Source organism: Pelorhabdus sp. sgz311002 (assembly GCF_056134285.1).
In genome coordinates, this window is sequence record NZ_JBWBCL010000003.1 from 187285 (window position 1) to 212202 (window position 24918).

26 protein-coding genes are annotated in these 24918 nt (G+C 44.6%); 8 read left to right on the forward strand and 18 right to left on the reverse strand.

Annotated elements, in window-relative coordinates:
* Positions 1-70: 70 nt before the first annotated feature.
* Positions 71-763 (forward strand): response regulator transcription factor, encoded by a 693-nt coding sequence (locus AC0NJP_RS06680; RefSeq protein ID WP_474699250.1) that lies wholly within the window; start codon positions 71-73, stop codon positions 761-763.
* On the forward strand, positions 760-2439 hold the full coding sequence (locus tag AC0NJP_RS06685) for a sensor histidine kinase (RefSeq protein WP_474699251.1): 1680 nt from the start codon (positions 760-762) through the stop codon (positions 2437-2439). Before AC0NJP_RS06680 ends, AC0NJP_RS06685 begins: the two co-directional genes overlap by 4 nt.
* A 24-nt stretch (positions 2440-2463) precedes the next feature.
* Here the strand turns inward: AC0NJP_RS06685 and AC0NJP_RS06690 are convergent, their stop codons facing one another.
* The 13 genes from AC0NJP_RS06690 to AC0NJP_RS06750 all read right to left on the reverse strand — a co-directional run bounded on the left by AC0NJP_RS06690 (position 2464) and on the right by AC0NJP_RS06750 (position 14803).
* The gene (locus AC0NJP_RS06690; protein ID WP_474699252.1) at positions 2464-2928 is read right to left on the reverse strand and encodes a CRISPR-associated protein Cas4; all 465 of its coding nucleotides are present in this window, start codon (positions 2926-2928) and stop codon (positions 2464-2466) included.
* A gap of 14 nt (positions 2929-2942) precedes the next feature.
* A complete protein-coding gene (locus AC0NJP_RS06695; protein ID WP_474699253.1) occupies positions 2943-3173 on the reverse strand; it encodes a hypothetical protein in 231 nt (76 codons plus the stop codon).
* A 20-nt stretch (positions 3174-3193) separates the two neighbouring features.
* Positions 3194-4195, reverse strand: a complete 1002-nt coding sequence (locus tag AC0NJP_RS06700; RefSeq protein WP_474699254.1) for a nucleoid-associated protein — start codon at positions 4193-4195, stop codon at positions 3194-3196.
* Between the two features lie 112 nt (positions 4196-4307).
* Positions 4308-5894: a phosphoenolpyruvate carboxykinase (ATP) gene (gene pckA, locus AC0NJP_RS06705; RefSeq protein WP_474699255.1), complete on the reverse strand. Its 1587-nt coding sequence runs from the start codon at positions 5892-5894 to the stop codon at positions 4308-4310.
* A gap of 333 nt (positions 5895-6227) precedes the next feature.
* Positions 6228-6767 (reverse strand): helix-turn-helix domain-containing protein, encoded by a 540-nt coding sequence (locus AC0NJP_RS06710; RefSeq protein ID WP_474037589.1) that lies wholly within the window; start codon positions 6765-6767, stop codon positions 6228-6230.
* Between the two features lie 32 nt (positions 6768-6799).
* On the reverse strand, positions 6800-7708 hold the full coding sequence (locus tag AC0NJP_RS06715; RefSeq protein ID WP_474699256.1) for an aminopeptidase: 909 nt from the start codon (positions 7706-7708) through the stop codon (positions 6800-6802).
* On the reverse strand, positions 7701-8666 hold the full coding sequence (locus tag AC0NJP_RS06720; RefSeq protein ID WP_474699257.1) for an oligopeptide/dipeptide ABC transporter ATP-binding protein: 966 nt from the start codon (positions 8664-8666) through the stop codon (positions 7701-7703). The genes AC0NJP_RS06715 and AC0NJP_RS06720 overlap by 8 nt, the downstream gene beginning before the upstream one ends.
* On the reverse strand, positions 8644-9648 hold the full coding sequence (locus AC0NJP_RS06725) for an ABC transporter ATP-binding protein (protein WP_474699258.1): 1005 nt from the start codon (positions 9646-9648) through the stop codon (positions 8644-8646). Before AC0NJP_RS06725 ends, AC0NJP_RS06720 begins: the two co-directional genes overlap by 23 nt.
* 15 nt (positions 9649-9663) lie before the next feature.
* Positions 9664-10503 carry an ABC transporter permease subunit gene (locus tag AC0NJP_RS06730; protein ID WP_474699259.1) on the reverse strand — a complete coding sequence of 280 codons (840 nt, stop codon included), beginning with the start codon at positions 10501-10503 and terminating at the stop codon, positions 9664-9666.
* Positions 10504-10505: 2 nt separating this feature from the next.
* Positions 10506-11522: an ABC transporter permease gene (locus AC0NJP_RS06735; protein WP_474699260.1), complete on the reverse strand. Its 1017-nt coding sequence runs from the start codon at positions 11520-11522 to the stop codon at positions 10506-10508.
* A 61-nt stretch (positions 11523-11583) separates the two neighbouring features.
* On the reverse strand, positions 11584-13143 hold the full coding sequence (locus tag AC0NJP_RS06740) for an ABC transporter substrate-binding protein (RefSeq protein ID WP_474699261.1): 1560 nt from the start codon (positions 13141-13143) through the stop codon (positions 11584-11586).
* A gap of 345 nt (positions 13144-13488) precedes the next feature.
* Positions 13489-14124, reverse strand: coding sequence for a flavodoxin family protein (locus AC0NJP_RS06745; RefSeq protein WP_474699262.1), 636 nt, complete (start codon positions 14122-14124; stop codon positions 13489-13491).
* Between the two features lie 13 nt (positions 14125-14137).
* Positions 14138-14803 carry an NAD(P)H-dependent oxidoreductase gene (locus tag AC0NJP_RS06750; RefSeq protein WP_474699263.1) on the reverse strand — a complete coding sequence of 222 codons (666 nt, stop codon included), beginning with the start codon at positions 14801-14803 and terminating at the stop codon, positions 14138-14140.
* 161 nt (positions 14804-14964) lie between these two features.
* Between AC0NJP_RS06750 and AC0NJP_RS06755 the strand changes: the two genes are divergently transcribed.
* Positions 14965-15327: a winged helix-turn-helix transcriptional regulator gene (locus AC0NJP_RS06755; protein ID WP_474699265.1), complete on the forward strand. Its 363-nt coding sequence runs from the start codon at positions 14965-14967 to the stop codon at positions 15325-15327.
* 80 nt (positions 15328-15407) lie between these two features.
* Here AC0NJP_RS06755 and AC0NJP_RS06760 read toward each other — a convergent pair whose 3' ends face one another.
* Positions 15408-16052 carry a bifunctional 4-hydroxy-2-oxoglutarate aldolase/2-dehydro-3-deoxy-phosphogluconate aldolase gene (locus tag AC0NJP_RS06760; RefSeq protein WP_474699266.1) on the reverse strand — a complete coding sequence of 215 codons (645 nt, stop codon included), beginning with the start codon at positions 16050-16052 and terminating at the stop codon, positions 15408-15410.
* Positions 16053-16281: 229 nt separating this feature from the next.
* Positions 16282-17283 (reverse strand): BadF/BadG/BcrA/BcrD ATPase family protein, encoded by a 1002-nt coding sequence (locus tag AC0NJP_RS06765; RefSeq protein ID WP_474699267.1) that lies wholly within the window; start codon positions 17281-17283, stop codon positions 16282-16284.
* 111 nt (positions 17284-17394) lie between these two features.
* Here AC0NJP_RS06765 and AC0NJP_RS06770 point away from each other — a divergent pair, with 111 nt between their 5' ends.
* Genes AC0NJP_RS06770 through nagA form a run of 5 tightly spaced genes read left to right on the forward strand, consistent with a single transcriptional unit; the run spans position 17395 to position 22584 of the window.
* Positions 17395-18810, forward strand: a complete 1416-nt coding sequence (locus AC0NJP_RS06770; RefSeq protein WP_474037573.1) for a PTS transporter subunit EIIC — start codon at positions 17395-17397, stop codon at positions 18808-18810.
* Between the two features lie 11 nt (positions 18811-18821).
* A complete protein-coding gene (locus AC0NJP_RS06775; RefSeq protein ID WP_474699268.1) occupies positions 18822-19931 on the forward strand; it encodes a DUF871 domain-containing protein in 1110 nt (369 codons plus the stop codon).
* A complete protein-coding gene (gene murQ, locus AC0NJP_RS06780; protein WP_474037570.1) occupies positions 19921-20823 on the forward strand; it encodes an N-acetylmuramic acid 6-phosphate etherase in 903 nt (300 codons plus the stop codon). Before AC0NJP_RS06775 ends, murQ begins: the two co-directional genes overlap by 11 nt.
* A 25-nt stretch (positions 20824-20848) precedes the next feature.
* Positions 20849-21400 (forward strand): PTS sugar transporter subunit IIA, encoded by a 552-nt coding sequence (locus AC0NJP_RS06785; RefSeq protein WP_474699269.1) that lies wholly within the window; start codon positions 20849-20851, stop codon positions 21398-21400.
* Positions 21397-22584 (forward strand): N-acetylglucosamine-6-phosphate deacetylase, encoded by a 1188-nt coding sequence (gene nagA / locus AC0NJP_RS06790; RefSeq protein WP_474699270.1) that lies wholly within the window; start codon positions 21397-21399, stop codon positions 22582-22584. Before AC0NJP_RS06785 ends, nagA begins: the two co-directional genes overlap by 4 nt.
* 25 nt (positions 22585-22609) lie before the next feature.
* Here the strand turns inward: nagA and AC0NJP_RS06795 are convergent, their stop codons facing one another.
* From AC0NJP_RS06795 to panD, 3 genes are all read right to left on the reverse strand, one after another.
* Complete coding sequence (locus AC0NJP_RS06795) at positions 22610-23122, reverse strand: hypothetical protein (protein ID WP_474037564.1); 513 nt, start codon at positions 23120-23122, stop codon at positions 22610-22612.
* Positions 23123-23273: 151 nt separating this feature from the next.
* Positions 23274-24254: an asparaginase gene (locus tag AC0NJP_RS06800; protein ID WP_474699271.1), complete on the reverse strand. Its 981-nt coding sequence runs from the start codon at positions 24252-24254 to the stop codon at positions 23274-23276.
* Positions 24255-24343: 89 nt separating this feature from the next.
* The gene (gene panD / locus AC0NJP_RS06805; RefSeq protein WP_474699272.1) at positions 24344-24727 is read right to left on the reverse strand and encodes an aspartate 1-decarboxylase; all 384 of its coding nucleotides are present in this window, start codon (positions 24725-24727) and stop codon (positions 24344-24346) included.
* Positions 24728-24918: the final 191 nt, after the last annotated feature.

The following is a 24918-nucleotide window of genomic DNA, read 5'->3' on the forward strand; positions in this document are numbered from 1 at the left end:
GAGGTCCGTTTTCTTTACGAAAAAAAGTATGCTATGCTAAAAGAAATATATCTTCAGGCGGTGATTTTCCATGCAGCAGCCTACGATTCTTCTCGTTGACGATGAACCGTCGATCCGCGAGCTTCTGTCTCTCTACTTTACTAAAGAAGGTTTTAAAGTGGCCGAAGCTAGTGACGGCGCTGAAGCCTTACTTGTTTTCCAACAGATTCAGCCGCATATTGTAATCTTAGATATTATGATGCCAGTGCTTGACGGTCTGGCTGTCTGTCAACAACTCCGTAAGATTAGCGATACGCCGATTATTCTGCTCACTTCAAAAACGGAAGATGAAGATCGAATTTTAGGTCTCGACATCGGCGCTGATGATTATGTAACAAAACCATTTAATCCACGTGAAATTGTCGCAAGAGTCAAAGCCGTTCTCCGCCGGACAGCAGCACCGCCGCCTACTAGCGGCGAAATTTTAAGCCTACCAAATCTGACCATAAATCTCGCGGAACATAAGGTAACAGCCTTTGATGAAGAAATTGCTTTTGCCAATAAAGAATTGGAACTTTTATGGCATCTTGCTTCACATCAAGGAAAAGTTTTTTCCCGCGAGCAACTCTTAGAAATTGTGTGGGACTATACCTATTGCGGCGATACCCGTACCGTAGATACCCATGTAAAACGCATCCGCAAAAAGCTTATGATCAAAGACAATCTCCCCTGGGATATTAAAACAGTCTGGGGCATTGGCTATAAGTTTGAGGTAAAACAATGAAAATTTCGCTACAACACAAATTAATGGGCGCCTTCATTGCTGCCGTCCTTCTGCTGCTTGTTAGTATCGCCGTTGGTTTACCGCCGTTAATCCGCACTTATTTTATTACAAGCAAAGAACATGAACTAATGACAAAAGGCAAAGAACTTGTTCAAATTGTTAACGACTATTACGATGGACAATTAACGCAGCGTCAGCTCTACCTCTTTGTCAACCATATTGACAGCTTTCTCGATTCTCGCGTCTGGATTATTGATAAAGACCTAAAACTCATTACCGTTTCCGAAGAACAAGCGCCTGATACGCCAGCTCCCAACCGCCGTCCGATCCGCGAAAGCCCTATGCATCATTTCATGAACCCTTCCATGCGGCCCGATATGATGGGGCCGATGATGGCGGAGCATCACAACCGCCGCGGTCCGCTGAATCAACAGCCGCCATTACCGCCACAAGCGCCAGCGCCGACGCCACAGTTACCGACACAGACAACACCGGAACCTCCCGCTGCCTTTAAATCCACTGACGCCCCTTTGTCACTGTCAGATATCACCGGAATGGACAATATTATCAAGCTGATTCAAGACCATAGCGGTGAAACTTGGTCAGTCTCCTATTATCATCCTTATTATGAAGAAAATATGCTCATGGTAGGCATTCCCCTGATCAAAAGTGACGGAACTGTAAACGGCACTGTCCTGATTCATACGCCCCTTGCGGATATTGATTTTTTCTTAAAGCATATTTATCTTTATTTACTGCTGACAGCCCTCGTGGCCTGCCTGTTAGCTTTACTGTTGGCTAATTTTCTATCGCTACAAATTATTCGTCCGCTCAAAGCCATGCGATCTACGGCAGCAGCCATGGCCGCAGGCAATTATAATTCTAAAATTACCAACCTGCCGCGTGATGAAGTAGGCGATCTAGGAAAATCCTTGAATTCTTTAAGTCAAGCCCTCAGCGCCTCCTTAGATCAACTGGCCAAAATGGACCGAGTCCGCCGTGATTTTGTGGCAAATATCTCTCATGAACTACGCACGCCTTTGACAATTATCCGCGGTTATAATGAAGCGCTCCTTGATGGCACAGTAACAGATCCATCGCTAATCACCCGCTACCAACAACTCATTCGCAGCGAGACGACTCGGCTCGAAAAGTTAATCGCCGAGCTGCTTGATTTAAGTCGCCTGCAATCAGAGGACTTTAGTTGGACACCAGAACCAGTAAATATCGGCGAAGTCGCCGTCAATGTTCTGTTTCTCCTGGAACAACAGGCCGCACAAAAAAATGTCAAACTGATCAGTACCATCGCCCCGGATTTACCGCTTATTTTAGCCGAAGGAGATCGTTTGACTCAGCTTATTTTGATTCTCTTGGATAATGCCGTAAAATACTCACCGCCAGAAGGCGAAATCTCCCTAGAAGTATTTACCGCAGCCAACACAGTCTGTCTCAAAATATCTGATCAAGGTCACGGGATTGCCCCAGCTGATCTTCCCTACATCTGGGACCGATTTTATAAAGGCGATAAAAGCCGAACCCGCTCAGTTGCTTCCGGCGGCACTGGCTTAGGACTTGCCATTGCGAAAGCCATATTAGACCGTCATGGAGCTACAGCTGAAATCAGCAGTGAAATAGGCCATGGCACCACTTTCACGATTTACTTTCCGAAAAAATAGGCTGTCTCATGGTGAGACAGCCTATCACCTTTTACAGCGCCCTTGATGTGAACAATAGCGACAATAAAAAGCATCACATTTTTTCTCTGGTTTTATTTTTCCTGCCCGAATCGCACTATAACGCTTAACAAGCTGTAGAATTTCCTTTTCTGAATAAAGCTTTACCGTTTCTTTTCTACCATTCGCAAAGTGGATAAAACCATAATCAGCTACAGGCATCTTCTGATTTTTCTTGAGCAGAAAGCGATACACAGACAACTGAATTTTATCAGAAGCATAGACCTTGCAAGAACTGCGGCTTTTATAGTCACCGACGATCAGCTTATTGCGAGAGCGCCATACTACATCGGGCGCACCACATAGCGGCACTGGATCAACGATTTCCATATACCATTCGGTGCGGTACAACACTAGCTTTGCCGCTGACCTATGCCAAAAATACCAGACCGCGAGAAACACGGCACCAATTACTAAACCTAGACCATCCATAAATCAACCTCGTTCTAAGAATTCCCTAGCCCTAGCCAACGGCAAAAACCACGCCATAGCCGAGCTAAAAAACTACTGTTTCTGCCAGTAATACGGTCAGCAAAAGCTTGATGAGCCTGATTGCCGCGGCGGATTTGTTCTTTTGTATATTTATGATCGTCGCCATAACAACAATCATAATAGAGCTGTTGTTCACACTTTCCCATTTTCGCTAATTCTGTAGCCGATAAAAAAGACGGTCTCACAGTCTCCCCCCTTTTTCATGCTACTTATTTACAATTTTACCAATGTTTTTAAGGGAAATCGAAATTGTCCCGTCAGGATTATTAATAAATTCAATAAACTCTTTGCTGTCAAAATAATCCACAGGAAAGGACAATTCAATCCCCGTATCTGTCTTAATTTTATGATTGCGTCCTTTTTTTACGGTAAACTCCTTATCAAGTTTTACTTTTTCAGTAATCCCGGCTTCCTGTACTTCCTTTAAATATTCAGCCTGCAACATCGGCGACATGGGAAAAATTTCACGGCTGAGATCGCTCGGGTCAAGATAGTCCGATAACTCCGTATTTTCCACCATAAAGCTTTTAGCACGAGACACAGCAGCGACAGCGCTTTCACCATGATTTTCCGCTACTGTTTTTGCAATCGTACTGACAAGCTTAACCGTTTCCTGCGGTGAAATTTTCGTACTGCACTGAAGAACTTGTTCCGACAGCGCTAAGGCTTCCTGTCCGTTCATGGATCGCTTTTTCTCAACCAGTCGAATTGCTAAGGGTTCAACAGAAATCAAAGCATATTCGTCAATTTTTTGCGATAATCCCGGCAAGATAGCGTAATGATGAATAATCTCATTTCTTACTTTACCCTCCGCCTGATTCACTTGGTGAGTAAAACCAACGCGGTTATTGCAGAGTAAGATTGCCAAAAAACGCGCATCATCAAGTGCTGCATCGCATACTAATAAATCAGTAGACACAAGGGCGTCAGACTGAGATAAAGCTTTGTAAAGCAGTTCCGCAATATGGCGAGAAAACTCTACAAAATCAAGTTGCTCCGTAAAATAATCCTGTACTTGAATCAAGAAAGAACTTTCCGGATAAAACTCGCCTGGTTGCGCTTGTTGATCCTGGCTGGCCCTTTCCAAATGTTTTGTTAAAAATGTAAAAATACTGTCACTGCCCAGATCCAGTTCTTCTTCGGAAAAGACCGTAAGACCTGACTGAAAATCTAAAATATGCAAAATTGCTTTATGAATTGTAATCAAAAAAATCCCCTCTTTTGTTTGCTCTGCCCTGTATAACTCTGCCTTTTATTGTAGCAAGGCCGCGAAAACAAAACAAGGCTTCTTGGCTGCTTGCGCCAAAAAGCCTTGCTTTTTATTTTACGCCATCGATTACGGGACCAGCTTGTAAAACTTCCTCAGGGATCTGATCGCCGAACTTTTCCATATTCCGAATAAAGCGTTTAGCCAATTGCAATGCCGTCGTATCATATTCGGCTGGATCTTGCCATGTAGAACGTGGCTGCAATACGGCGTCAGGCACATTCGGGCAAGTTGTCGGTACAAACAGTTGAAATAGAGGATCCTGTCGATACTCAGCCTGTGCAAGAGAACCATCGAGAGCGGCCGTGACCATAGCGCGCGTAAAGGCAAGATTCATGCGTTTGCCTACTCCTGCCGGACCGCCGGACCAACCGGTGTTAATCAGATAGACGTTCGTGTTATGAGCTGTAAGCTTTTCTTTCAAAAGGTTTGCATAAACGAGTGGTGACAGAGGGAGAAAAGGTGCGCCAAAGCAAGCGGAAAAAGTTGCTTCAGGCTCAGTTACGCCCTTTTCTGTTCCGGCTAGCTTACTTGTATAGCCTGATAAAAAGTGATACATGGCCTGTTCCGGCGTCAGCTTAGCTACAGGCGGTAAAATACCGAAAGCATCAGCCGTCAAGAAAATGACGGTTTTCGGATGGCGTCCCTGCCCAGCCAAAAGAGCATTGGGAATCGCATCAATCGGGTAAGCTGCCCGTGTATTTTCTGTATGAATAGCGCTGTCATAGTCAGCAGTCCGGTTCGTTTCATCAATCGCTACATTTTCAAGTACTGTACCGAATTTGATAGCCGACCAGATCTGCGGCTCCCCGGCCTGACTCAAATGAATACATTTAGCATAACAGCCGCCTTCAACATTGAAAATCCCCTGTTCGCTCCAGCCATGCTCATCATCGCCGATTAACCGTCGCGCTGGATCAGCGGAAAGAGTTGTCTTTCCTGTACCGCTCAGTCCGAAAAACAGAGCTGTATCGCCCGATTCGCCTACATTTGCCGAACAATGCATCGACAGTATGCCTGCTTTCGGCAGCAAATAATTCATCACAGTGAAAATTGACTTTTTCATCTCGCCAGCATAGCTTGTTCCGCCAATTAAGACAAGTCTGCGTTCAAAATGAATCATAATAAACGTTTCAGAACGAGTCCCGTCAACTGACGGTATCGCGGCAAATCCCGGTGCGCAAAGAACTGTAAAATCACTGTCAGCCTCAGCAGCAGTTTCTTCGGGACGAATAAAGAGCTGATGGACAAATAAATTCTGCCAAGCGAATTCATTAATAAACCGTACCTTAAGCTGACTTGCTTGTTCGGCCCCAGCTAGTCCGTCAAAAACAAAAATTTCACGATTCTTAAGATAAGCTTCCATCCGCAGATAAAGGGCTTGAAAAGCTTCTTCACTAATGGCCTGATTGCACACCCAGTCTAATTCTGTTGCAACATTTTTGCTTTTTACAACATATTTATCGTAAGGAGAGCGTCCTGTATGTTTGCCTGTAAGAACCCGGAAAGCGCCTGTAGAGGTTAGTGCGCCTTCACCGCGGCTAAGCGCTTCAGTAACAAGTTTTGCTGGTGAAAGATTCCAATGAACTTTTTTTGCTGATACAATAATTCGCTCTTTTTCTTGATGCAGGTTTTCCATAACTCTCCCATCCTTCTAGCTCATTTTATAGTGACTTTACAGTTACTTCATTGTAGTCATACGAAAATTCTTATCTTTAGTCTATGCTTTGTGAACAAACAAAAAAACTTGTCTTACTGCTAAAAAAAAGAATTTTGCACATTGTATACATAGGTGCAGTCTAATAAAAATTTGAATCCAACCGACTAATACACCCATGGATTAACGCTTAAAGAATGTCGCAAATGTGCGACTTCTAAATAGTATACTATTAATTATATTTTGTCAAATAGTATATACTATTTGATTTAAAAGAAAAACCACGGCACTAGCCATGGTTAAATTAAGCAGACTTTAGAAGCTAGGCGGTGTCATCGCCCAAATCGAAACAGCCGTTACAGTTCCGCAGTTAATAAATCGGTGAGGCATTGCGCTGTCAAGATAAATACTATCCCCTTCCGCCAAAATAAACTCACGACTGCCCCATTTAATTTTCATTGTTCCCTGCAGCATATAACCGCATTCTTCTCCATCATGACAAATCTGCTCTTCAAAATTTTCTTGTCCAGGCTCAATGGTAATCATTAAGAATTCCATTTTTTTCTGCAAACTAGGGCTTAATAGCTCATAAGTAATACTAGAATGAGGCAATATAATTTTTTTTCGCTCCGCTTTTCTCACTATGGGACTTTCCTGTTCATATTCGTCAAAAAAATAGTTAATATGAACAGACAAAGCTTTTGCTACCTTCCACAAAGATCCGACGGACGGCGTCGTCAAATCTCGCTCCATCTGACTGATTAAGCCGCTGCTCAATTCCGCTTTCGCCGCCAATTGTTCAATACTTAATTTTTGTTTTTTTCTTAACTGGCGAATCTTTTTACCAAATTCCATCTATTCACCACACAATACAAAGTTTTCTAAATTTATTTTTTTGCAAAAAACGGTAAGGAAATCAAAGGATCTGTTACGATTTTCGGTTCGCGAATTACCATATCCACATGGCAAGAACAATGATTTTTTCCGATTTGATAACTATCCCCCAAGGCAAAGTGAATCGTTCCGGCTGCTTTTTCATCCACCGATATATTATGGACAATCGCTTTGTGGGCAGGATTAAACCCAAGAGCAAACTCGCCAATCAAATAAATATCGGGTCCCAGCGGACGAATATACTCGGCAAAATCAGGCGACGCCTTGACTAGCTTTCCCGCAGCAAATTCCAGACGCTGCGGCTCTTTAGGAACCCACGAACGCGTAATCGTTCCATCAACCATCAGCACCCCTTCGAAAGTGTCTTCAATGGGACAGGTATAAATTTCACCGTCAGGCATTTGCGACAGTTCATCTTGACGAAACAAACCATTTGCCATAATCCAGCGACGGTTTTTCACTGAAAAAGAAATATCAGTACCAATATCTGATGTAATATGAAAAGTGCTCACTTTTTCTAAATCATGCTTAATGTTTTCTAAAAAACCGGCAAGCTCACGATAATCAGTAATCCCCCAAAAAGAATCTGCTAAATACGACTCCTGCCAATCATAGAGATTCAAAACTAAGCAGTCAGCAGATAAAAGTCTGGCACGTTGCCACTTACAAAGTTCATAGTCTGGCTCAGCGGGATGGGACAACTCGATAGCATGGCTGACGTCATGACGCATTTTTTCGGTAAAGCCTTGCCTGACAGCATCGACTACAATCGTAGGGTAAGGTAGCAGATCTGCAATCTTTTCGGCAAGCTGCTGATTTTTCTGATAATAGACAGCTACAAGACGAACTGGAAAATCACTTTTTTCGATAGAAGCACATAAATTGGCTTGTAATTTATTCAAATTTTTTCATCTCCAAACAAGAAACCCAATGGCCTTGGCGATACTTTGCTAGCTGGGGAATCGTTTGCTGACAGCTCTCAACGGCAAACGAGCAACGTGAAAAATAAGCACAGCCACAATTCCTTTGACGAGCCCCTTGTCGCTGTTCATAGTCAATGCCTGACTGACTTAACGGCTTGCCAATCGACGGAACAGCTTGAATCAGTTCCTTGGTATAAGGATGCTGCGGTTCAAGGAGTACTTCGTCGCGCTGGCCAATTTCTACCACCTTGCCAAGATACATGACAGCCACGCGATTCGCTACATATTTCACGACAGATAAATTATGAGAAATAAAAATATAAGTAAGGCCAAGATCTTGCTGCAACTGCAGCAGTAAATTTAAGACCTGCGCCTGAACAGATACATCAAGGGCCGAAGTCGGTTCATCTAATATCAAAATATCCGGTTCGGTAGTCAAAGCTCGGGCAATCGACAGTCGCTGGCGCTGTCCACCGCTAAATTCATGAGGATACCGCGCTAAATGCTCTGCACCTAAACCAACCTTCTGCAGTAAAGAAATTACTTTTACTTCCATCTCACTACGGCTCCATTTACCAAGAACCCGCATGGGCTCTGACAAAATCTGTCTGACTGTAAACCGAGGATTAAAGGATGAATAAGGATCTTGAAAAACAATTTGAATCCGTGAGCGAAGCGGTCTAAGCTCTTTTTCAGACAGTTTTCCCAAGTCGGTCCCTTCGAGTAAGATCTGACCGCTTGTCACTTCCTCCAACCGGATCATTAAGCTAGCCAAAGTACTTTTGCCACAGCCTGATTCTCCGACAATTCCTAAAGTCTCGCCTTTATCTACCTTCAGACTCACACCATCAACCGCACGGACAGTCTGCTTGTGCCCTAAAAAAGATTTTTTCGTAAAATGTTTTTCTACTGCTTCAAGCTCCAGCAGCGCTGCCATAAGTGATCGCCTCCTTTGCATAGTTCCAGCAACTTACCTGATGACTTGCATCAACTTGACACGAATCAGGCTTAGCTGTTTGACACAAGGGCTGCGCCTGCTCACACCGAGGGGTGAAGGGACAGCCGGCTAGGGGCGATCTTAAATCAGGCACGCTCCCCGGAATCGCTTGCAGCGCGCCGCGCTCGGTTTGAAAATCAGGAATTGAATGAAGGAGCGCCTGTGTATAAGGATGTTTCGGCGCTTTTAAAATAGCGTCTACTGGCCCCACCTCAACAATTTCACCGGCATACATGACTGCAACGCGTTGACATAGCTGGGAAACAACACCTAAATCATGGGAAATAAAAATAGCCGAAGCGCCTGATTCCGCCGCAGCAGCGCGAAAAAGACGTAGGATTTGCGCTTGAATCGTAACATCAAGGGCTGTTGTCGGTTCATCAGCAATAAGTAAGGCTGGCGCGCAAGCCTGGGCCATGGCAATCATTACCCGCTGCCGCATTCCGCCGCTTAATTCGTAAGGATAGCTTTTCAAAATCCGCTCAGGTTCAGGAATTTGTACAGACTGCAACATGAAAGCAGCATGCTTTAATGCTGCTGCTGCGCTCAAAGGCTGGTGAGTGCGCAGCATGTCCGTAAATTGGCGACCGATCGTAAATACTGGATTGAGGCTCGTCATAGGCTCCTGAAAGATCATGGCAATCTCTTTGCCGCGCAAATTCCGCATCGCTTCCGGACTATTTTGCGTAATATCCTGTCCTTTGAAATAAATCGTACCTGATTGAATGGCTTTTGACCCGCCAGGCAGAAGTTGCAAAATGGCGCTAGCCGTAACCGACTTTCCCGAACCGGACTCACCTACCAAGCCGAGAATTTCGCCTTTTTGCACGGTAAAACTAATGCTATGCAAAATACGCCTTACTTCTTTGCCTACGGGAAGATCAACAACCACATTCCGAAGCTCTAATATCGTTTCTGCCATTGTTACTCTCCCTGTCTAATTTTTGGAACGGGGGTCTAATAAGTCGCGAATTCCATCGCCTAATAGATTAAACCCAACTACCGTAATAAAGATTGCAATGCCGGGAAAAGCCACATACCACCACTGATCCAAGGCATAAATTCTAGCTGTACTGATCATAGCGCCCCATTCCGGCGTAGGCGGCTGCGCCCCCAGTCCAATAAAAGAAAGGGAAGAGGCTGTCAAAATGGCTTCGCCAATGCCAAGAGTAACCTGAATTAAAACAGGCGCCAGACAATTCGGTACAATATGGCGCGATAAAATCCAAAACCGATTTGCGCCAAAAGTTCGCGCCGCCTTCACATAAGGCTGTTCCTTGAGGGACAGTACCTGCCCGCGTACTAAGCGCACATACAAAGGAATTTTCACGATCGCTACAGCTAGCATGGTATTAAATAAACTAGGTCCCAGCGCAGCAGCCAAAGCCATAGCCAAAACCAGCGAGGGAAACGACAAGATAATATCTGTTACCGTCATGATGACTTGATCGGTTTTACCGCCCTGATAACCAGAAATACTGCCGACAATCGTACCAAACACCGAGGCAATGATGACAATATAAAGACCTACCTGAATGGAAACACGACAGCCAAAAATTACGCGACTAAAAATATCGCGCCCCACTTCATCCGTGCCAAAAAGATGGCTCAGACTAGGCGGCTGTAATTTATGGATAATATCGATTGCTACAGGATCATAAGGCGCTAAGAGCGGTGCTGCGATCCCCATAAAGGCCATAATAAATACGATGAAGCACCCGATAAAGGTCAGAGGATTACGACGTAAAATTACAAAAGTTTTTACTGCGGCTTCCAAACTTACTCGACCTCCCGGATTTGCGGATCCAGCCAGCGATAAACCAGATCAATCAGCAAGTTAATCAATACATACCCTAAAGCAACGATCATTGTAAAACCCATAATGGCCGGAAAATCGAGAAAAGCAATCGAGTCGACTACATATTTCCCCATACCTGGCCAGGAAAAAATCGTTTCGGTAATAATAGCGCCGCCGAGAAGTTCGCCAAAAATTAAGCCAGCTACCGTAACGGTAGGCAATAAGGCATTCTTTAGAGCATACTGATATATAATTTTTCGTTTGGAGAGACCAAAGGCTGTGGCCGTACGAATATAGTCAAGCGAAAGTACCTGTATCATACTAGAACGGATCTGTCTGGCAATTACCGCAAGCTGAACATAGGCAAGACAACTTGCTGGTAAAACTAAATGTTCGATGGCGCTAGCGACAACAGGAATGTTTCCGGCTAACAGCCCATCAATGATATATAATCCCGTGACAGGCGGCGGCGGACTTAAAAAGGTATCCAAACGGCCTGATGCCGGAAATAATCCTAACCATTTATAAAAAACAATTAGTACAAGCAGCCCTGACCAGAATAAAGGCATAGAAACGCCGATGAGCGATATAATACGGCTCAAATGATCACCAAAACGGTCTCTGTTAACAGCTGCCATAACGCCAAGTAAAATACCGAAAACTAACGTGAGAATCATACTGACTAAAGTTAATTCCAGGGTCGCCGGAAAAAACTTTCTCAATTCCGAAGCGACGCTTTGCTGCGTGCGAATCGATTTTCCCATATCGCCTCGCACTAAATCAGCTACATAGTGGCCATATTGCACATAAATAGGTTGATCCAAACCAAGTTCAGCCCGCATTTTAGTGACCGTTTCCTGACTGGCCTTCTGCCCTGCCAGCATTCGCGCCGGATCACCAGGAATGACGTGAGATATGGCAAAGGTGACCATAGATACGCCAAAAAAGACAACAATCAGGCGAGGAATGCGGTGTATAAAGTATCGCAATAGAAACATGCGTAAGATTCCTCCAAAAGAGCGGTTAGAGGCAATAATAAGCCCCTAACCAGCAAAGGTTTTACTGTTTTTTCATTGTGGCAAAATTATACATGCTTTCAAGCATTGGATTAAATACAAAACCTTGTACGTCTTTACGCATCGCTGTCATGACATCGCTTTGGAACGCCAAGATATAGGGCGCATCATCTAAAACAAGCTTTTGCGCTTCACCGTAAAGTTTTATGCGTTCTGGCTGATCGCTGATTTTTTCAGCCTGTCTTAGCAAATTGTCAACTTTATCGTTTTTGTAAAAGGAACGATTTCCAGAAAGGCCATGCATTCTTGAATCATACAGATAGGTCATAAAGAACTGCGGATCAGCATAGTCAGGACTCCATACGCCTAAACAGAGATCAAAGTCAGCCCGATCAACTTTTTCACGCAAAGTTGGCCAAGCCACCTTTTCCAGTTCCAATTTGACGCCAATTTTACTGAAATTATCTTGAAGCAGTAACGCCTCGCTTTCCCAATAGGGCTTATAGTCAGAATAAAGCAGTTTTAACGTAAGTCCCTGAGCAAATCCAGCCTCTGCCAGAAGTTGTTTTGCCTTATCAAGATTTGTACTATATCCTGTCAGCGAAGCATCATGGCCCCACAGACCTTCCGGCACTGGACTCTTCAATTGAATGCCTTTGCCTTTGATCGCCCCTTGAATTAGGCCATTATAGTCAACAGCATAATTCAACGCCTGTCTAACCTTCACATTATCTAAAGGCGCTTTTTTATTGTTCAGATAAATCAAGTTCGCATTTAAGCTATGATATTCGCCGACTTGAATATTGTTGTTCGCTTTTAGCGACTCCAACTGCTCTGCCGGAATATTTTCAGCAATATCAATATCGCCGTTTTCTAGCTGCAAACGCTGCGTCGAGACGTCTTTAATGACTTGAACGAGTATTGTTTGCAAGGCTGGCGTACCGCCCCAATAATCTTTCACTGCCTGCAGTTTAATATTTTGTTGGTTATTCCACTCCGTTAAATCATAGGCACCGCTTCCCATGGTGTGGTTCGCCAAATAGTTTGACGCCATATCACCGTCTTTTTCCTGTTTCATAACAGCTGGATTGATAATACTGGCGGCATTAGTGGCCAGTGTATAGAGGAACGGCGGAAAAGGTTTTTCCATAATAAATTTAACAGTATAATCATCCACAACATCGACCGATTTTAATGTAGGAAAATAATCAGCCGGTCCTTTATGAATTTTCATAACTCTATCAAAACTAAATTTGACTGCTTGGGCGTTTACGGGCGTACCATCGTGAAATTTCATATCTTTTCTCAGTTTAAAGACCCATTCCTTACCATCAGGACTGACTGTCCACGATTCAGCCGCCATAGGTTCTACTTCGGTACTGCTCTTGCCGTCAACCGTTTTATACTGCACTAAACGGTCATAGCTGGGATAAGTAATTTTCCAGGAAGCATTATCCATCGATACAGCAGGATCTAATGTAGCCAAATCTGACGCCATGCCGATGACTAGTGTATCTTTAGGAATCTTTCCCTGGTTTGCCTGTTGGCCGCCACAGCCAGCTAAAAAACAGGACAACAGAACTAATAAAATCAGTTTTTTCATATTTCTCCTCCTCTAATAAATAATTACATAGGAAATTTATCAAATAAATCTGCCTCTTAGACTCTCAAACCAGCCTGGCAAATTTATAAGCCCATAAACACAAAAGCCTTCTATACCCAAATTGTATAGAAGGCTCCATTGCCTTAGCACACCATTAAGTTTTATTTTTAATCTTTTTATAAGTATATTGAATATATTCTTTATATACCCCTTTATTCTTCACTATTTTGAAATAACCTCTTATCATTTTAATAATTTTAAAATAAAATATACGAAAAAAAAATAAAATCCTGTCATAACAGCAAAAGTTATGACAGGATTTTAAAAGAAATATATAGCCTTAGTTTATCGAATAAAATGAGTAAACTCTTTTTCTTCTGGCGCAATGTCGCCGACCGTTTCACGCCCAGCTGCTAAAATTTGCAGCAGCCAAGCTATATTTTTGCCTAAAACCCGCAAAATTTGCTTTCCCTCGCCGTCTTGGTGTACTTCTCCCGGCTCTGTGCCATGAACAACCGTCCAGTAATTTGATCCAGGCACAAGCATTTCAGAATAATTCAGATAGTGATTTAATCCGTCAAAGGTTACTACGCCGCCGGAACGTCTCACGGCCACAACAGCAGCACCTACTTTATGGCGCAACATAGATCCATTGACTCCGGCTACATAAAAAGCCCGGTCTAAAAAAGACTTCATCGTACCGGCAATGCCCGCATAATGAACTGGCGATCCTAGCAATATTCCATCAGCCTGTTTCATTAATTGAATCCACTCGTTCACGCTATCCCCAGCCATGACACAACGTTCATTTTGCTTTTGCGCACAAACGCCGCAAGCCATACAGCCGCGAATTGCTTGATTTCCTACATGTACGAGTTCAAAGTCAATGCCTTGCGCTGTCAGGGCTTCACCAACAAGCGCCAGACTCTGAGCCGTATTGCCATCTTTTTTCGGACTGCCATTAAATGCTACAACTTTCATTTATACCGCTCCTTTAACGAATCCAAGTAATAACCTCATCAGCTGTGCGACGAGTCTTCACGCGAGGCTCTTTTTTACGATACCCGAAGGCCACCATACAAGAAAGGCCAAAATGGTCTTGATCCAAAACACCTTCTGCCGCAAGTAGCGCCTCTAATTTGTCTTTTTGAAAACCTTCAATCGGACAAGAATCAATTTTCATTTGTGCGGCAACAGTCATCATATTAGCCATGGCAATATAGCTTTGCCGACAGGCCCATTCAAATAATAATCGATCATTTTCTAATAGCTCAAAATCTTCCTGCTGAAAGCGCGGGTACACTTCATCACGCCGTTTCAGCATTTCTTCCGATAAATGATGAATATCAGTCATCATGTAGTTTGTATAAGAAGACCCTGCCAGTAAATCGGGGGCCTTTCTGGCTAAAATCAACACATAGTGACTTGCTGTTGGCAACTGTCCCTGGGCCCCCCAGGAAAAAGCTTTGATTTTTTCACGCAGCACTTGGTTTTGCACAACCACAAACTTCCAAGGCTCAAAACCAAAGGAGCTTGGCGACAATCTCCCCGTTTCTAACACAACAGCAAATTCTTCTTCCGGAATTTTTTTCGCGGCATCAAATTCCTTACAAGCATGGCGAAACTGATGGGGTGCTAAAATTTCTTCTTTTGTCATCATACAGACCAACATCCTTTCAAACATTTTTATCGTAAGCTACAAATAAGCTGTACTAGATAGTTTTCTTTGCTATAATAGTAGTTGATTTAACCATTTATGACAAGTACGCACTTTTTCGTATTATAGTTACTTTTCGGATACTAAGAAAGGAAGGAAAAACTGTGATTAAATTTAAAGATACAGAATATCAATGTGCCATGGAATTGACGCTAGCCTTGATTGGCGGCAAATGGAAGTCTCTCATCATGTGGTATCTTGGCGAAGATTCCCTGCGCTTTAGCGAACTTAGAAAAACCTTACCACAAATTACCCAGAAAATGCTAACACAGCAACTTCGCGAATTAGAACATGACGGTCTTGTTAACCGCCTTGTCTATACACAGGTACCGCCTAAAGTAGAATACTCGCTTACCGATGCAGGCAAAACCCTGTTGCCGCTTTTAACAAGTCTCTGCGACTGGGGCAAAAACTATGTAGCTGCCGACAGCCCCACGTTAGAAGAATTACAGACAAAAGAATCCTAATTTTCTTCGGAAGATTGTCCAAAAGCGCCAGGCTCTCTTTTTTAAGAACCTAGCGCTTTTCGTCTATTAAATCTGTATGACTATTTTCTACCGGCTGCAACTTCCGCCATAAATGCTTTCGCAATTTGCGTGATTTCGTCGTATTTTCCCGCAGTAATCAAATCTTTCGGCGACAAACTGCTCCCAACACCAACAGCTACTGACCCAGCTTCCATAAAAGCTTTCGCATTTTTGATCGTAACGCCGCCTACAGGCATCAGATCCATATGATCATAAGGACCTTTTAAATCTTTAATATAGTTTGGCCCCACCGAAGAAACAGGAAATACCTTAACCATATCAGCGCCTGCCTTATAGCACGCTAGAACTTCTGTCGGCGTAAAAGCGCCGGGAACCATCAGCTTGCCATACTGCTTGACCAAGCGGATCACATCCAGATCCACGTTTGGCGCTAAGACAAATTCAGCGCCGCTAGCCATAGCCATAGCGGCCTGTTCCGTACTTAATACGGTACCGGCGCCAACAATGATACGGTCTTTAAACTCTTTATTAATTTTTTCAATAATCGAAGCCGCCCCTGGCGTATTGAAGGTGACTTCAATGGCCCGGATTCCTCCGTTATAGAGAGCTTCCACGGTATGAACCGTTTCCGTTTCCGTAAGACCGCGCAAAACGACGACAATGCCTGTATCTTTAATGATTTGAAATCTATCAGCACTACGCATCTCTTTCACCATCCTTAATATTCTTGTATTATTCTCTGATAAAGTTGTTTGCAAACAATCCATTGCCTATTCCAGTACGAACTGCCTTGCAGCAAACAAATTTTATAATTGCTTTTACTATAAATGCTAGCGCAAAATTCCCAAGCCTGTCAACATTTCCTCCCTGCTAAAGGAAATGTCGTAAAATCCTGTAAAGGCTGTATTGTGATCTTGGAAAAAGTGAGTTACACTAACAACGAAATGTTTTTATATTCTGGTCTAATTTTCTGACCAACTGGCGCCGATCGGCTTTTACACAACCAAAAGCCTGTTCAAAGGCGTAAGCTAAAATAAAAGCGAGCGGTTCTTCCTGTATGGCGCGCGGCTTCGCCTGCGGATATTGTTCTAGAATGGCTTTCTGTACCATTTGTTGAAAAAAAGAATTGTCCATAAGTCCACCCTTTAACAGCAAGGAAAAGCTTACTCTCTCTAATTCCAATCTAGTCACAACGGATTGAACCAACAGTTGTAACTCCCTAGCTGCAGATTGAACAATCACTAAAGCTTTTTTCTCATTTTTATAAGCTAAATCCAAAATACTAGGGGCCAAAGATGCTACCTTCGCTACGGAATAATGATCACTGTAAATCCAAGCGGCTAGATGAGTTTCGTCAACTAACCCTAATTGCTGCAACAAAGTGTTGCTTATGGCTGAGCGGGGCTCACGGCCGTCAGCAGCACGCAAAATATGGACAAGCCCCGCTGTACCCATAGCAAAACCGCTGCCTTCATCCCCCACACGATAGCCCCAGCCGCCCGCTCGTACAGTTCGTCCATCTTGATGAATGCCGCAGGCAATCGATCCCGTACCAGCAATGAGTAAAACACCATGTTGTTTGCCGCTGGCCCCTTTAAGGGCAAGTATCGCATCATTATCTAAAACAAAAGAACTTGGCGGCATCTGAAACTCTGCCAGACTAGCAGCAACTAGCGGCTCCATGATTGCATAGTCTTCGGGCGTATCCACACCAGCTAAGGCTAAAGCGCTATAGCTGATTCGCTTTGTTGCGCCGCTGACTAATAATCGTCTGAGCAGCCCTTTCACATTCTCGGCCGCCTGAGCAGCGCCGATACTATGATAATTCCCCGAGTCGCCTTCGGCATAGGCTAAAATTTTGCCGTCGTGATCGGACAAAACCGCCCTTAGTTTCGTACCACCACCATCCACGGCGAGAACTGTTTTCGCTTCCATATAGCCCTCCTGCTTCTATTTATTCCAAAGTTCTGTTACTATGTTGAATCGTAATTACTCTACTTTTTCTTCTATTATAAATTATAAAGGATCTCTCAGGAGAGTGAAACAATGACCAAAGAAAAAGAATTAGCACAGCAAATCCTAACCTTGACCGGCGGTGCCGAGAATATAGCAAATGCTGCCCATTGCATGACCCGTCTACGCCTCACGCTGCATGATAAAAGTAAAAGTGACGCTGTCGCTATAAAAGCGCTACCTGGGGTACTCGGCGTAGTCGTCGCTGAGGAGCAGTTGCAAATTATTTTGGGACCAGGCTTTGTCAATAAAGTGGCGGCAGCCACCACAGCCATCCTTGATTCAGCTCAGAGGGAAAGTCCGCCAGAAGTAAGTGAGACTTCTCACGCTATGGAAGCTCTGCCTAGTGATAAATCACAGCCGCCATTAACGGCGCAAGCTTTAAAAGAAAAAATCACTGCAAAAAATAAGACTCCCTTTAAGCTATTCCTGCGAAAAATCGCCAGCATTTTTGTGCCGTTGATCCCGGCGATCGTCGCTTCCGGTATGGTAGCTGGCCTTACAAATATTGCTATCCAAGCAGGCTGTGATCCGAAAAGTTCTGTTATTTCTATGTTGAACGTAATCGGTTGGGGTCTCTTTTCCTATTTAGGTATTTTTGTCGGAATCAATACTGCTAAGGAATTCGGTGGAACTCCCGCTCTAGGCGGCCTTGCCGGTATTTTGATTATGAATCCAGCGATTGCCACCCTCACCGTATATGGTGAAGCTCTTGTTCCTGGTCGCGGCGGTTTAATCGGCGTACTATTAGCTGCTGCCTTCATGGCGTTTACCGAAAAGAAGCTGCGTCCCTATATTCCGCACGCCCTAGATATTGTAGTAACACCGCTCTTATCACTTCTCATTACGAGTTTTGCCGTCTTTTATGTCTTGCAGCCTATTGGGGGCCTGCTTTCTGATGGCATCATAGCATTTTTTAAAATAATTCTACAGTCAGGCGGCCCTTTTGCTGGTTTTGCCTTAGCTGGAACCTTTTTACCTGTAGTCATGACTGGCTTACACCAAGGACTCCTACCAATTCATATGGAGTTTCTCAATGTTCAGAAAGCGAATCCACTCATGCCGATTCTCGCTATGGCTGGCGCTGGCCAGGTCGGTGCCGCTTGCGCCATTTATATAAAAACTAAGAATGATAAATTGAAAACAATCATTCAAGGTGCTTTACCTGTAGGCGTTCTCGGTATTGGCGAACCGTTGATTTTCGGCGTTACCCTACCGCTTGGTCGTCCCTTTTTCACCGCTTGTCTCGGTGCAGGCTGCGGTGGCGCCTTCCAAGCGGCTATGCAGGTACAATCGATTGCTCTCGGGCTTTCCGGCCTGCCGCTTACTTTTCTCATCGAGCCCCAAAGCATGATGTATTATTTAATCGGCTTAGTACTTGCCTACTTTTTTGGCTTTCTTTTTACGTATCTAGCTGGATTCGATGAGGAAAAAGTAAAAACAATTTAAAGGAGTCTCTTATGTGGGAAAAAGGAATTTCCGCCTATCTAGGCCTAAATGAACCACCAGATCGCTTATACAATTATCTGGAACAAGCGAAATGCTGCGGCTATAGCCGCCTCTTTACGTCTTTGCATATTCCCGAAGCCAAAGCAGGCTGCAGTCAAAAGGAGATAAAAGCCTTTATCCAAAAAGCTGCTTCGCTAGGCTATCAGATCACAGCTGACATTTCAGCAGGCGTCTTAACCGAGTTTGGCGCTTCTTGTGAAGATTTGTCTGCGCTCACTGACCTTGGCCTTACGACACTGCGCCTTGACTATGGCTTTACCCCAGAGCAAATCGCAGCTTTTACCAGAAAACATCAATTAGAAATTGAACTAAATGCCAGTACCATCACAGAAGACTTTCTCATCAAACTAACCGCTGCCAAAACAGATTTCTCGAAAGTACGAGCCTGCCATAATTATTATCCGCGACCAGAAACAGGTCTTGCTATGGATTTATTTATGGAGCGTTCCAAGCTTTTGCGTCGTTATGGCGTTTTAGTTTTTGCGTTCATCCCTTCTAAAACGCATCCCAGACCACCGCTCGCTGCCGGTCTGCCAACTTTAGAAAAACATCGGAATCTAGAACCAGTAATCGCCGCTAAAGAATTCTTAGCAACAGGACTTGTGTCGGGTTTACTCTTTGGCGATCCACTGGCAACAGAAGCGGAACTTACCACCGTAGCCGCACTCCCTGCTGACAGCATTTCCTTCCGCATTACTACGGCGCCAACCCTTTCACCGCTCGAACGCCAAATTCTTTTTTCATTGCATCAAAACCGCTTCGATCCCGGCGAAAACGTTGTCCGTTCACAAGAAGCGCGCTCCCTGGCATCAGGTCCGATTCCCCCAACCGAGCCACGCCAACGTCTTACTGGCTCTGTAACGATCGATAACGATTCTTATCTTCGTTATAAAGGCGAATTGCAGATTGTACGCTCGCCTTTACCAGCAGATTCTCGCGTCAATGTTGTCGCTCAAATTATTCCTAAAGAACAATTTCTCCTCTCCTACCTAAAACCCGGCGGAGCTTTTCAGTTCGAGGCAATGAACCAAAAGCAGGAGGAATCATGCCATGAAGCTTGAAAATCTACTTACCGAAGCCCGCAATCAACGAACTATCCAGATTGATTCGCTTTCCACACTAGAAATCGTTACCTTGATTAACCAGGAGGATCAAACCGTTCCGACTGCTGTCACGGCCATTCTGCCGCAAATTGCTCAAGCTGTGGACTGGATTACTGCCGCACTCAGAGCAGGCGGACGCCTTTTTTATATTGGCGCTGGCACCAGCGGCCGACTTGGCGTCCTCGACGCCTCAGAGTGCCCGCCTACCTATGGCACACCACCAGGTCAAGTCGTAGCACTCATCGCTGGCGGCCCCAGCGCAATCTTACAAGCCGTAGAAGGCGCCGAAGACTCCCTCACCTTAGCGGCGGAAGATTTAACAAAAAAACAATTTGCGCCCCCAGACATTCTCGTAGGGATTGCGGCTAGTGGTCGCACTCCTTATGTCCTTGGCGGTCTAAAATATGCCAAGAGTCAAGGCTGCAAAACCATTTCGCTCGCTTGCTCTCCAGGCTCAGAGATTGGTTATGCCGCCGATCTCAGCCTAACTGTTCTAACAGGACCAGAAGTCATCATGGGATCTACCCGTATGAAGGCAGGCACAGCACAAAAACTTGTCTTAAATATGCTTACAACCGCCACCATGATTTCGCTAGGAAAGGTATACAGTAATTTGATGGTAGACCTTCAGGCAACCAATCATAAGCTGCAGGAACGGGCCAAACGAATTGTAGCCTTAGCTGCCAATATCTCACTGTCTGAAGCTGAGAAGGCTTTACAAGCGGCTCATGGCTCTGCTAAATTAGCCATTCTTATGGTGCTTACCGGTCTCGATCGCGAACCGGCAATCCAATTACTCAAAAAAAACAAAGGCTTTATCGCCGCATCGCTCGAAGCTAATAAAGTCTGAAAAAATACTAAAGTGAGGAACGTCTATGTTTGGAAAACTTTTTTCTTCCTTTAAATCCGATAACTCCACTGAAAAAGAACAACAAGAAAGGTCAATCATCGTTTACGCTCCACTTAGCGGCGCTATTACTGCGTTAGATACGGTTCCAGACCCAGTTTTTGCCGAAAAAATGTTAGGCGATGGTTTAGCAATCGAACCAAAATCACAAACGCTAGTAGCTCCCTTTGCGGCAACCGTGGTAAGTCTCTTTCCCAGCGGTCATGCTATCGGTCTACGCACACCTTCCGGTCTGGAGTGCTTGCTCCACATCGGAATCGATACAGTAGCCTTAAACGGCCAAGGCTTTCGCCCCCTCGTAGCTCAGGGAGATGAAGTAGCGCAAGGAACCCCCTTAATTGAGCTTGATCTTACTTGTTTAAAGCAAACAGGTAAAAAGCTCGTGACCCCGCTGGTAATCACCAATAGCTCGCAATGGAAAATAACCGAACGGACTAGCGAAGAAGTTGCCACAGCCGGTCAAACCCCTCTGTTTACAGCCGTATTCCTCGCCACCACCCCGGAGGAGGCTTTATCGTGAAACACCTAATTTCGGACTGCCGTCTCGTTTTACCAGACCGTGAGTTCGATGGCTCTTTACTGATTCATACTAGTCAAATTATGGCCATAGAAAAAAAAATATCAGCACCATCCGATGCGAAGCTGCATTGTTTTGACGGCGATTTTATCATTCCCGGTCTAATTGATACGCACGTTCATGGCGCTGGCGGCTTTGATGTCATGGACGGCACCAAAGAGAGTCTTGACGGACTGCGCCACGCTTTACTTACAGTAGGAACAACCGCTTTTTTGGCTACAACGATCTCCAGTCCGTTAGAGCAATTATATCAGGCTTTACATACAGTCCAGGTTGCCTCACATTCAAATAACGTTTCTGAAACCGCCTCAGCCGAACTGATTGGCGTTCATTTAGAAGGCCCCTTACTTAGTACCGCTTATAAGGGATCTCATATTCCTGAATACATAACGCCGCCTTCAGCCACAGAGGATTGCCAGCTTCTCACGAATATCTTGCAAACCTTTCCCAGCCTAGTCCGCCTGATCACAGCAGCGCCAGAACGGCCTGGCAGCAAAGAATTCGCGTTGCTGTGTCGCCGCCATCAGATTATCGCCGCGGCAGGACATACCAGCGCCGACTACAATCAAATGCAACAAGCTGCTTGCTGGGGCTTCTCCCGTCTTACTCATTCTTTTAATGCCATGCCGGGAATTCACCATCGCCAGCCAGGACCGATTACGGCAACTCTGCTTCATCCTGATATTGAAATGGAAATCATCGCCGATGGCGTTCATGTCCATCCGGCAGTTATCGAAACAGCCTTGCGATTAAAGTCGCCAGAGAAGATTACGCTTATTTCCGATGGAACTCGCGCCGTCGCTATGCCGGACGGCGAATACGAACTAGGCGGCCAAAGAACCTTTGTCTCTGGCGGTATGGCTCGTCTTGCTGATGGAACCATTGCTGGTAGCGCTTATCCGCTACTACAAGGAGTCCGTACCCTTGTCAATACTTTAGGACACTCCTTAAGCGAAGCAGTCCGTTTCGCCTCGCTCAATCCAGCGAAACGCTTCAAGCTAGACCATCGTCTCGGCAGCCTCGAATGTGGTAAAGAAGCGACCTTCTTACGACTCGATAAAACCTTGCAGCTCAAAGAAGTTTGGGTCCAAGGTCAAAAAATCTACGAAAAGAAACACGCCCTATGAATGTCTCATCATAGGGCGTGTTTCTTTACAGTTCACCGCGCTTTTTCTCAAAGTCCTTCTTTAACTGCTTATCGTTTTGACTCGCATAGTTAATAATTGACTGATACCAAATCGACTGAGGCGAACCCGGTATAACCGGACTCCACCGCTCTGGTTGATAAGCATACTTTTCCTGACTCAGCAATTTCGTTTCATTTGCATAAATAAGACCGCTTGTCAGCATATATTCTCGCTCCTGCATCCTAAGAAGATAGCGATTTAAGGTAAAGCCTTGTTTTAAAGGCGTTTTAATCCAAACATCAATAAGTAATTCGTCACGATAGGGATCTTTCGTATAGCGAATGGTATTTGTATCAAAATAAAATTTTGTTTCTCCCTGCACATCAATATTAGCAAAGTGGGTAGCTGGTTCTACCACTACTGGTTTATCCGTTTTTTTAGCATCTCGCTTATCAAGTTCAGCCTGCGCTCCGCCGGCTGCAAAAACCGTCGTATAGGCCGTCAAAATCATCATTAGTACAAGTATAATACGCTTCATTTTGCCACCTCAGCTATCTTTGTCTTCCGTAAAAGAAATATCTCTTTTGCAAAATTCTCCCTTTCTTCGCTTTTTCCTGCCACTTCGACAAAAAGCAGTTCTAAACTCCCAAAGATGGGAATTAAGAACTGCTTATTATTCTTGTACTATCTTATATAGCATCAAAATATGCAGCAATTTTTTGCGGTTCCTGCGTAACCCCCAAAGCCAACATCAACTTCAGTCTGGCTTTCTGGCCGCTTAAATCACCGCCTAAAATAACGCCTAGCTCTGTCAGCGGCTTAGCGCCGCCTTCATAGCCGTAAACACCAAGGACGCGTCCGCCTTCTACCCGACTTGTTAAAACAACAGGAATACCCGCAGCAATCGCCGCCTGAATTCCCGGAACCACTGCCGGGGGAACATTACCGCGCCCCAGCCCTTCGACTACGATTCCCTTAGCCTGTTTTTCGATAAGGCAATGGAAAAAGAAATCATCTGACCCAGCTGCTAACTTCACTAAATAAACGGATTCCTCCAGCGATTTTGGCTGAATTTTTAATTCCTTCACCGACTGGCGGCGAAAAATAACACGATCTTCATCCACATAGCCGATAGGACCCCAAAAGGGCGATGCAAAGGTCTTAGGGTTCGCTGAATGGGTTTTTGTCACCTCACGAGCACAGTGAATTTCTTCATTCATGACTACAAGAACACCCGCACCGAAAGCCTGTTTCGAAAACGCTGCCTTTACGGCACATAAAATATTTTTTGGACCGTCAGGACTCACTTCCGCGGAGCTTCGCATGGCTGCTGTAAAACAAACAGGCTTATCTGTTTTTAGTACAAGTTCCAGCAAGTAAGCCGTTTCTTCCAGTGTATCCGTGCCATGAGTAATAACAATACCAGCCACATCGTCTTGTAACGCAAGTTCATCTACTTTAGTCGCTAGCTCCATCATTTTTGCTGGTATCATATGGGGACTTGGTATATTAGAAAATTCCACGACCTCCACTGGACCAACTGCACGCAGCGGCGGCACAGCTTCCATCAGTTCTGCTCCGGTCACAGCGGGAAAAACCCCCTGTCTAACAGGGTCATAACGCATAGCAATCGTACCGCCTGTTGCTACTACAATTACTTTTTGTTTCATATCTAAGTCCTCTCCCTCAAAGCCTTGTTCTACTAGCTAAAAGCAATCTTCTTCTCTATTATAGCGGTACGAGAAAATTTGGCAAGATTTTAAGCGGTTTCGCCCGGCTGCTCCAAGCCGCGTACTTGCGTGATCCGATTCTGCTCGTCCACCATGACCACCCGCGGCTGCAAAGCTTTAGCTTCCTTTTCCTCCGCTAGACCATAAGCAATAATAATGACCTTGTCGCCAGGCTGAACTAAGCGAGCCGCTGCACCATTCAAACAAATAACGCCAGAATCTCTGGGACCACAAATGACATAGGTTTCTAACCTCGCCCCATTATGATTGTTCACAATCTGTACTTTTTCATTGACCAAAATGCCTGCCGCTTCTAATAAAGTCTCATCAATCGTAATACTTCCCATATAGTGCAAATTGGCTTCGGTTACCGTAGCACTATGAATCTTGCCTTTCATCATAGTAAGCAACATTTATGCTCCTCCTCGAATTAAACTTTTCATTTATGACGCAAAAAAGCCCCCTTTTAGGAAAAGGAAGGCATAGAAAAATAATCTCATTCACCTCCCGTCTCAGTCTGCAACGATCTAAGCGGTCTTGTGTTTTCGCAATAATATAAAGCCTGTAAAAGCATTGTATGATTCCTGCCGGATATCACCAAAAC

Bases quoted from the DNA above. Each gene is read 5' to 3' on its own strand.
- AC0NJP_RS06680 (WP_474699250.1), top strand. From the start codon at position 71: ATGCAGCAGCCTACGATTCTTCTCGTTGACGATGAACCGTCGATCCGC.
- AC0NJP_RS06685 (WP_474699251.1), top strand. From the start codon at position 760: ATGAAAATTTCGCTACAACACAAATTAATGGGCGCCTTCATTGCTGCC.
- AC0NJP_RS06690 (WP_474699252.1), bottom strand. From the start codon at position 2,928: ATGGATGGTCTAGGTTTAGTAATTGGTGCCGTGTTTCTCGCGGTCTGG.
- pckA (WP_474699255.1), bottom strand. From the start codon at position 5,894: ATGGAAAACCTGCATCAAGAAAAAGAGCGAATTATTGTATCAGCAAAA.
- AC0NJP_RS06710 (WP_474037589.1), bottom strand. From the start codon at position 6,767: ATGGAATTTGGTAAAAAGATTCGCCAGTTAAGAAAAAAACAAAAATTA.
- AC0NJP_RS06720 (WP_474699257.1), bottom strand. From the start codon at position 8,666: ATGGCAGCGCTGCTGGAGCTTGAAGCAGTAGAAAAACATTTTACGAAA.
- AC0NJP_RS06725 (WP_474699258.1), bottom strand. From the start codon at position 9,648: ATGGCAGAAACGATATTAGAGCTTCGGAATGTGGTTGTTGATCTTCCC.
- AC0NJP_RS06735 (WP_474699260.1), bottom strand. From the start codon at position 11,522: ATGTTTCTATTGCGATACTTTATACACCGCATTCCTCGCCTGATTGTT.
- AC0NJP_RS06740 (WP_474699261.1), bottom strand. From the start codon at position 13,143: ATGAAAAAACTGATTTTATTAGTTCTGTTGTCCTGTTTTTTAGCTGGC.
- AC0NJP_RS06745 (WP_474699262.1), bottom strand. From the start codon at position 14,124: ATGAAAGTTGTAGCATTTAATGGCAGTCCGAAAAAAGATGGCAATACG.
- AC0NJP_RS06750 (WP_474699263.1), bottom strand. From the start codon at position 14,803: ATGATGACAAAAGAAGAAATTTTAGCACCCCATCAGTTTCGCCATGCT.
- AC0NJP_RS06760 (WP_474699266.1), bottom strand. From the start codon at position 16,052: ATGCGTAGTGCTGATAGATTTCAAATCATTAAAGATACAGGCATTGTC.
- AC0NJP_RS06765 (WP_474699267.1), bottom strand. From the start codon at position 17,283: ATGGAAGCGAAAACAGTTCTCGCCGTGGATGGTGGTGGTACGAAACTA.
- AC0NJP_RS06770 (WP_474037573.1), top strand. From the start codon at position 17,395: ATGACCAAAGAAAAAGAATTAGCACAGCAAATCCTAACCTTGACCGGC.
- AC0NJP_RS06775 (WP_474699268.1), top strand. From the start codon at position 18,822: ATGTGGGAAAAAGGAATTTCCGCCTATCTAGGCCTAAATGAACCACCA.
- murQ (WP_474037570.1), top strand. From the start codon at position 19,921: ATGAAGCTTGAAAATCTACTTACCGAAGCCCGCAATCAACGAACTATC.
- AC0NJP_RS06785 (WP_474699269.1), top strand. From the start codon at position 20,849: ATGTTTGGAAAACTTTTTTCTTCCTTTAAATCCGATAACTCCACTGAA.
- AC0NJP_RS06795 (WP_474037564.1), bottom strand. From the start codon at position 23,122: ATGAAGCGTATTATACTTGTACTAATGATGATTTTGACGGCCTATACG.
- AC0NJP_RS06800 (WP_474699271.1), bottom strand. From the start codon at position 24,254: ATGAAACAAAAAGTAATTGTAGTAGCAACAGGCGGTACGATTGCTATG.
- panD (WP_474699272.1), bottom strand. From the start codon at position 24,727: ATGTTGCTTACTATGATGAAAGGCAAGATTCATAGTGCTACGGTAACC.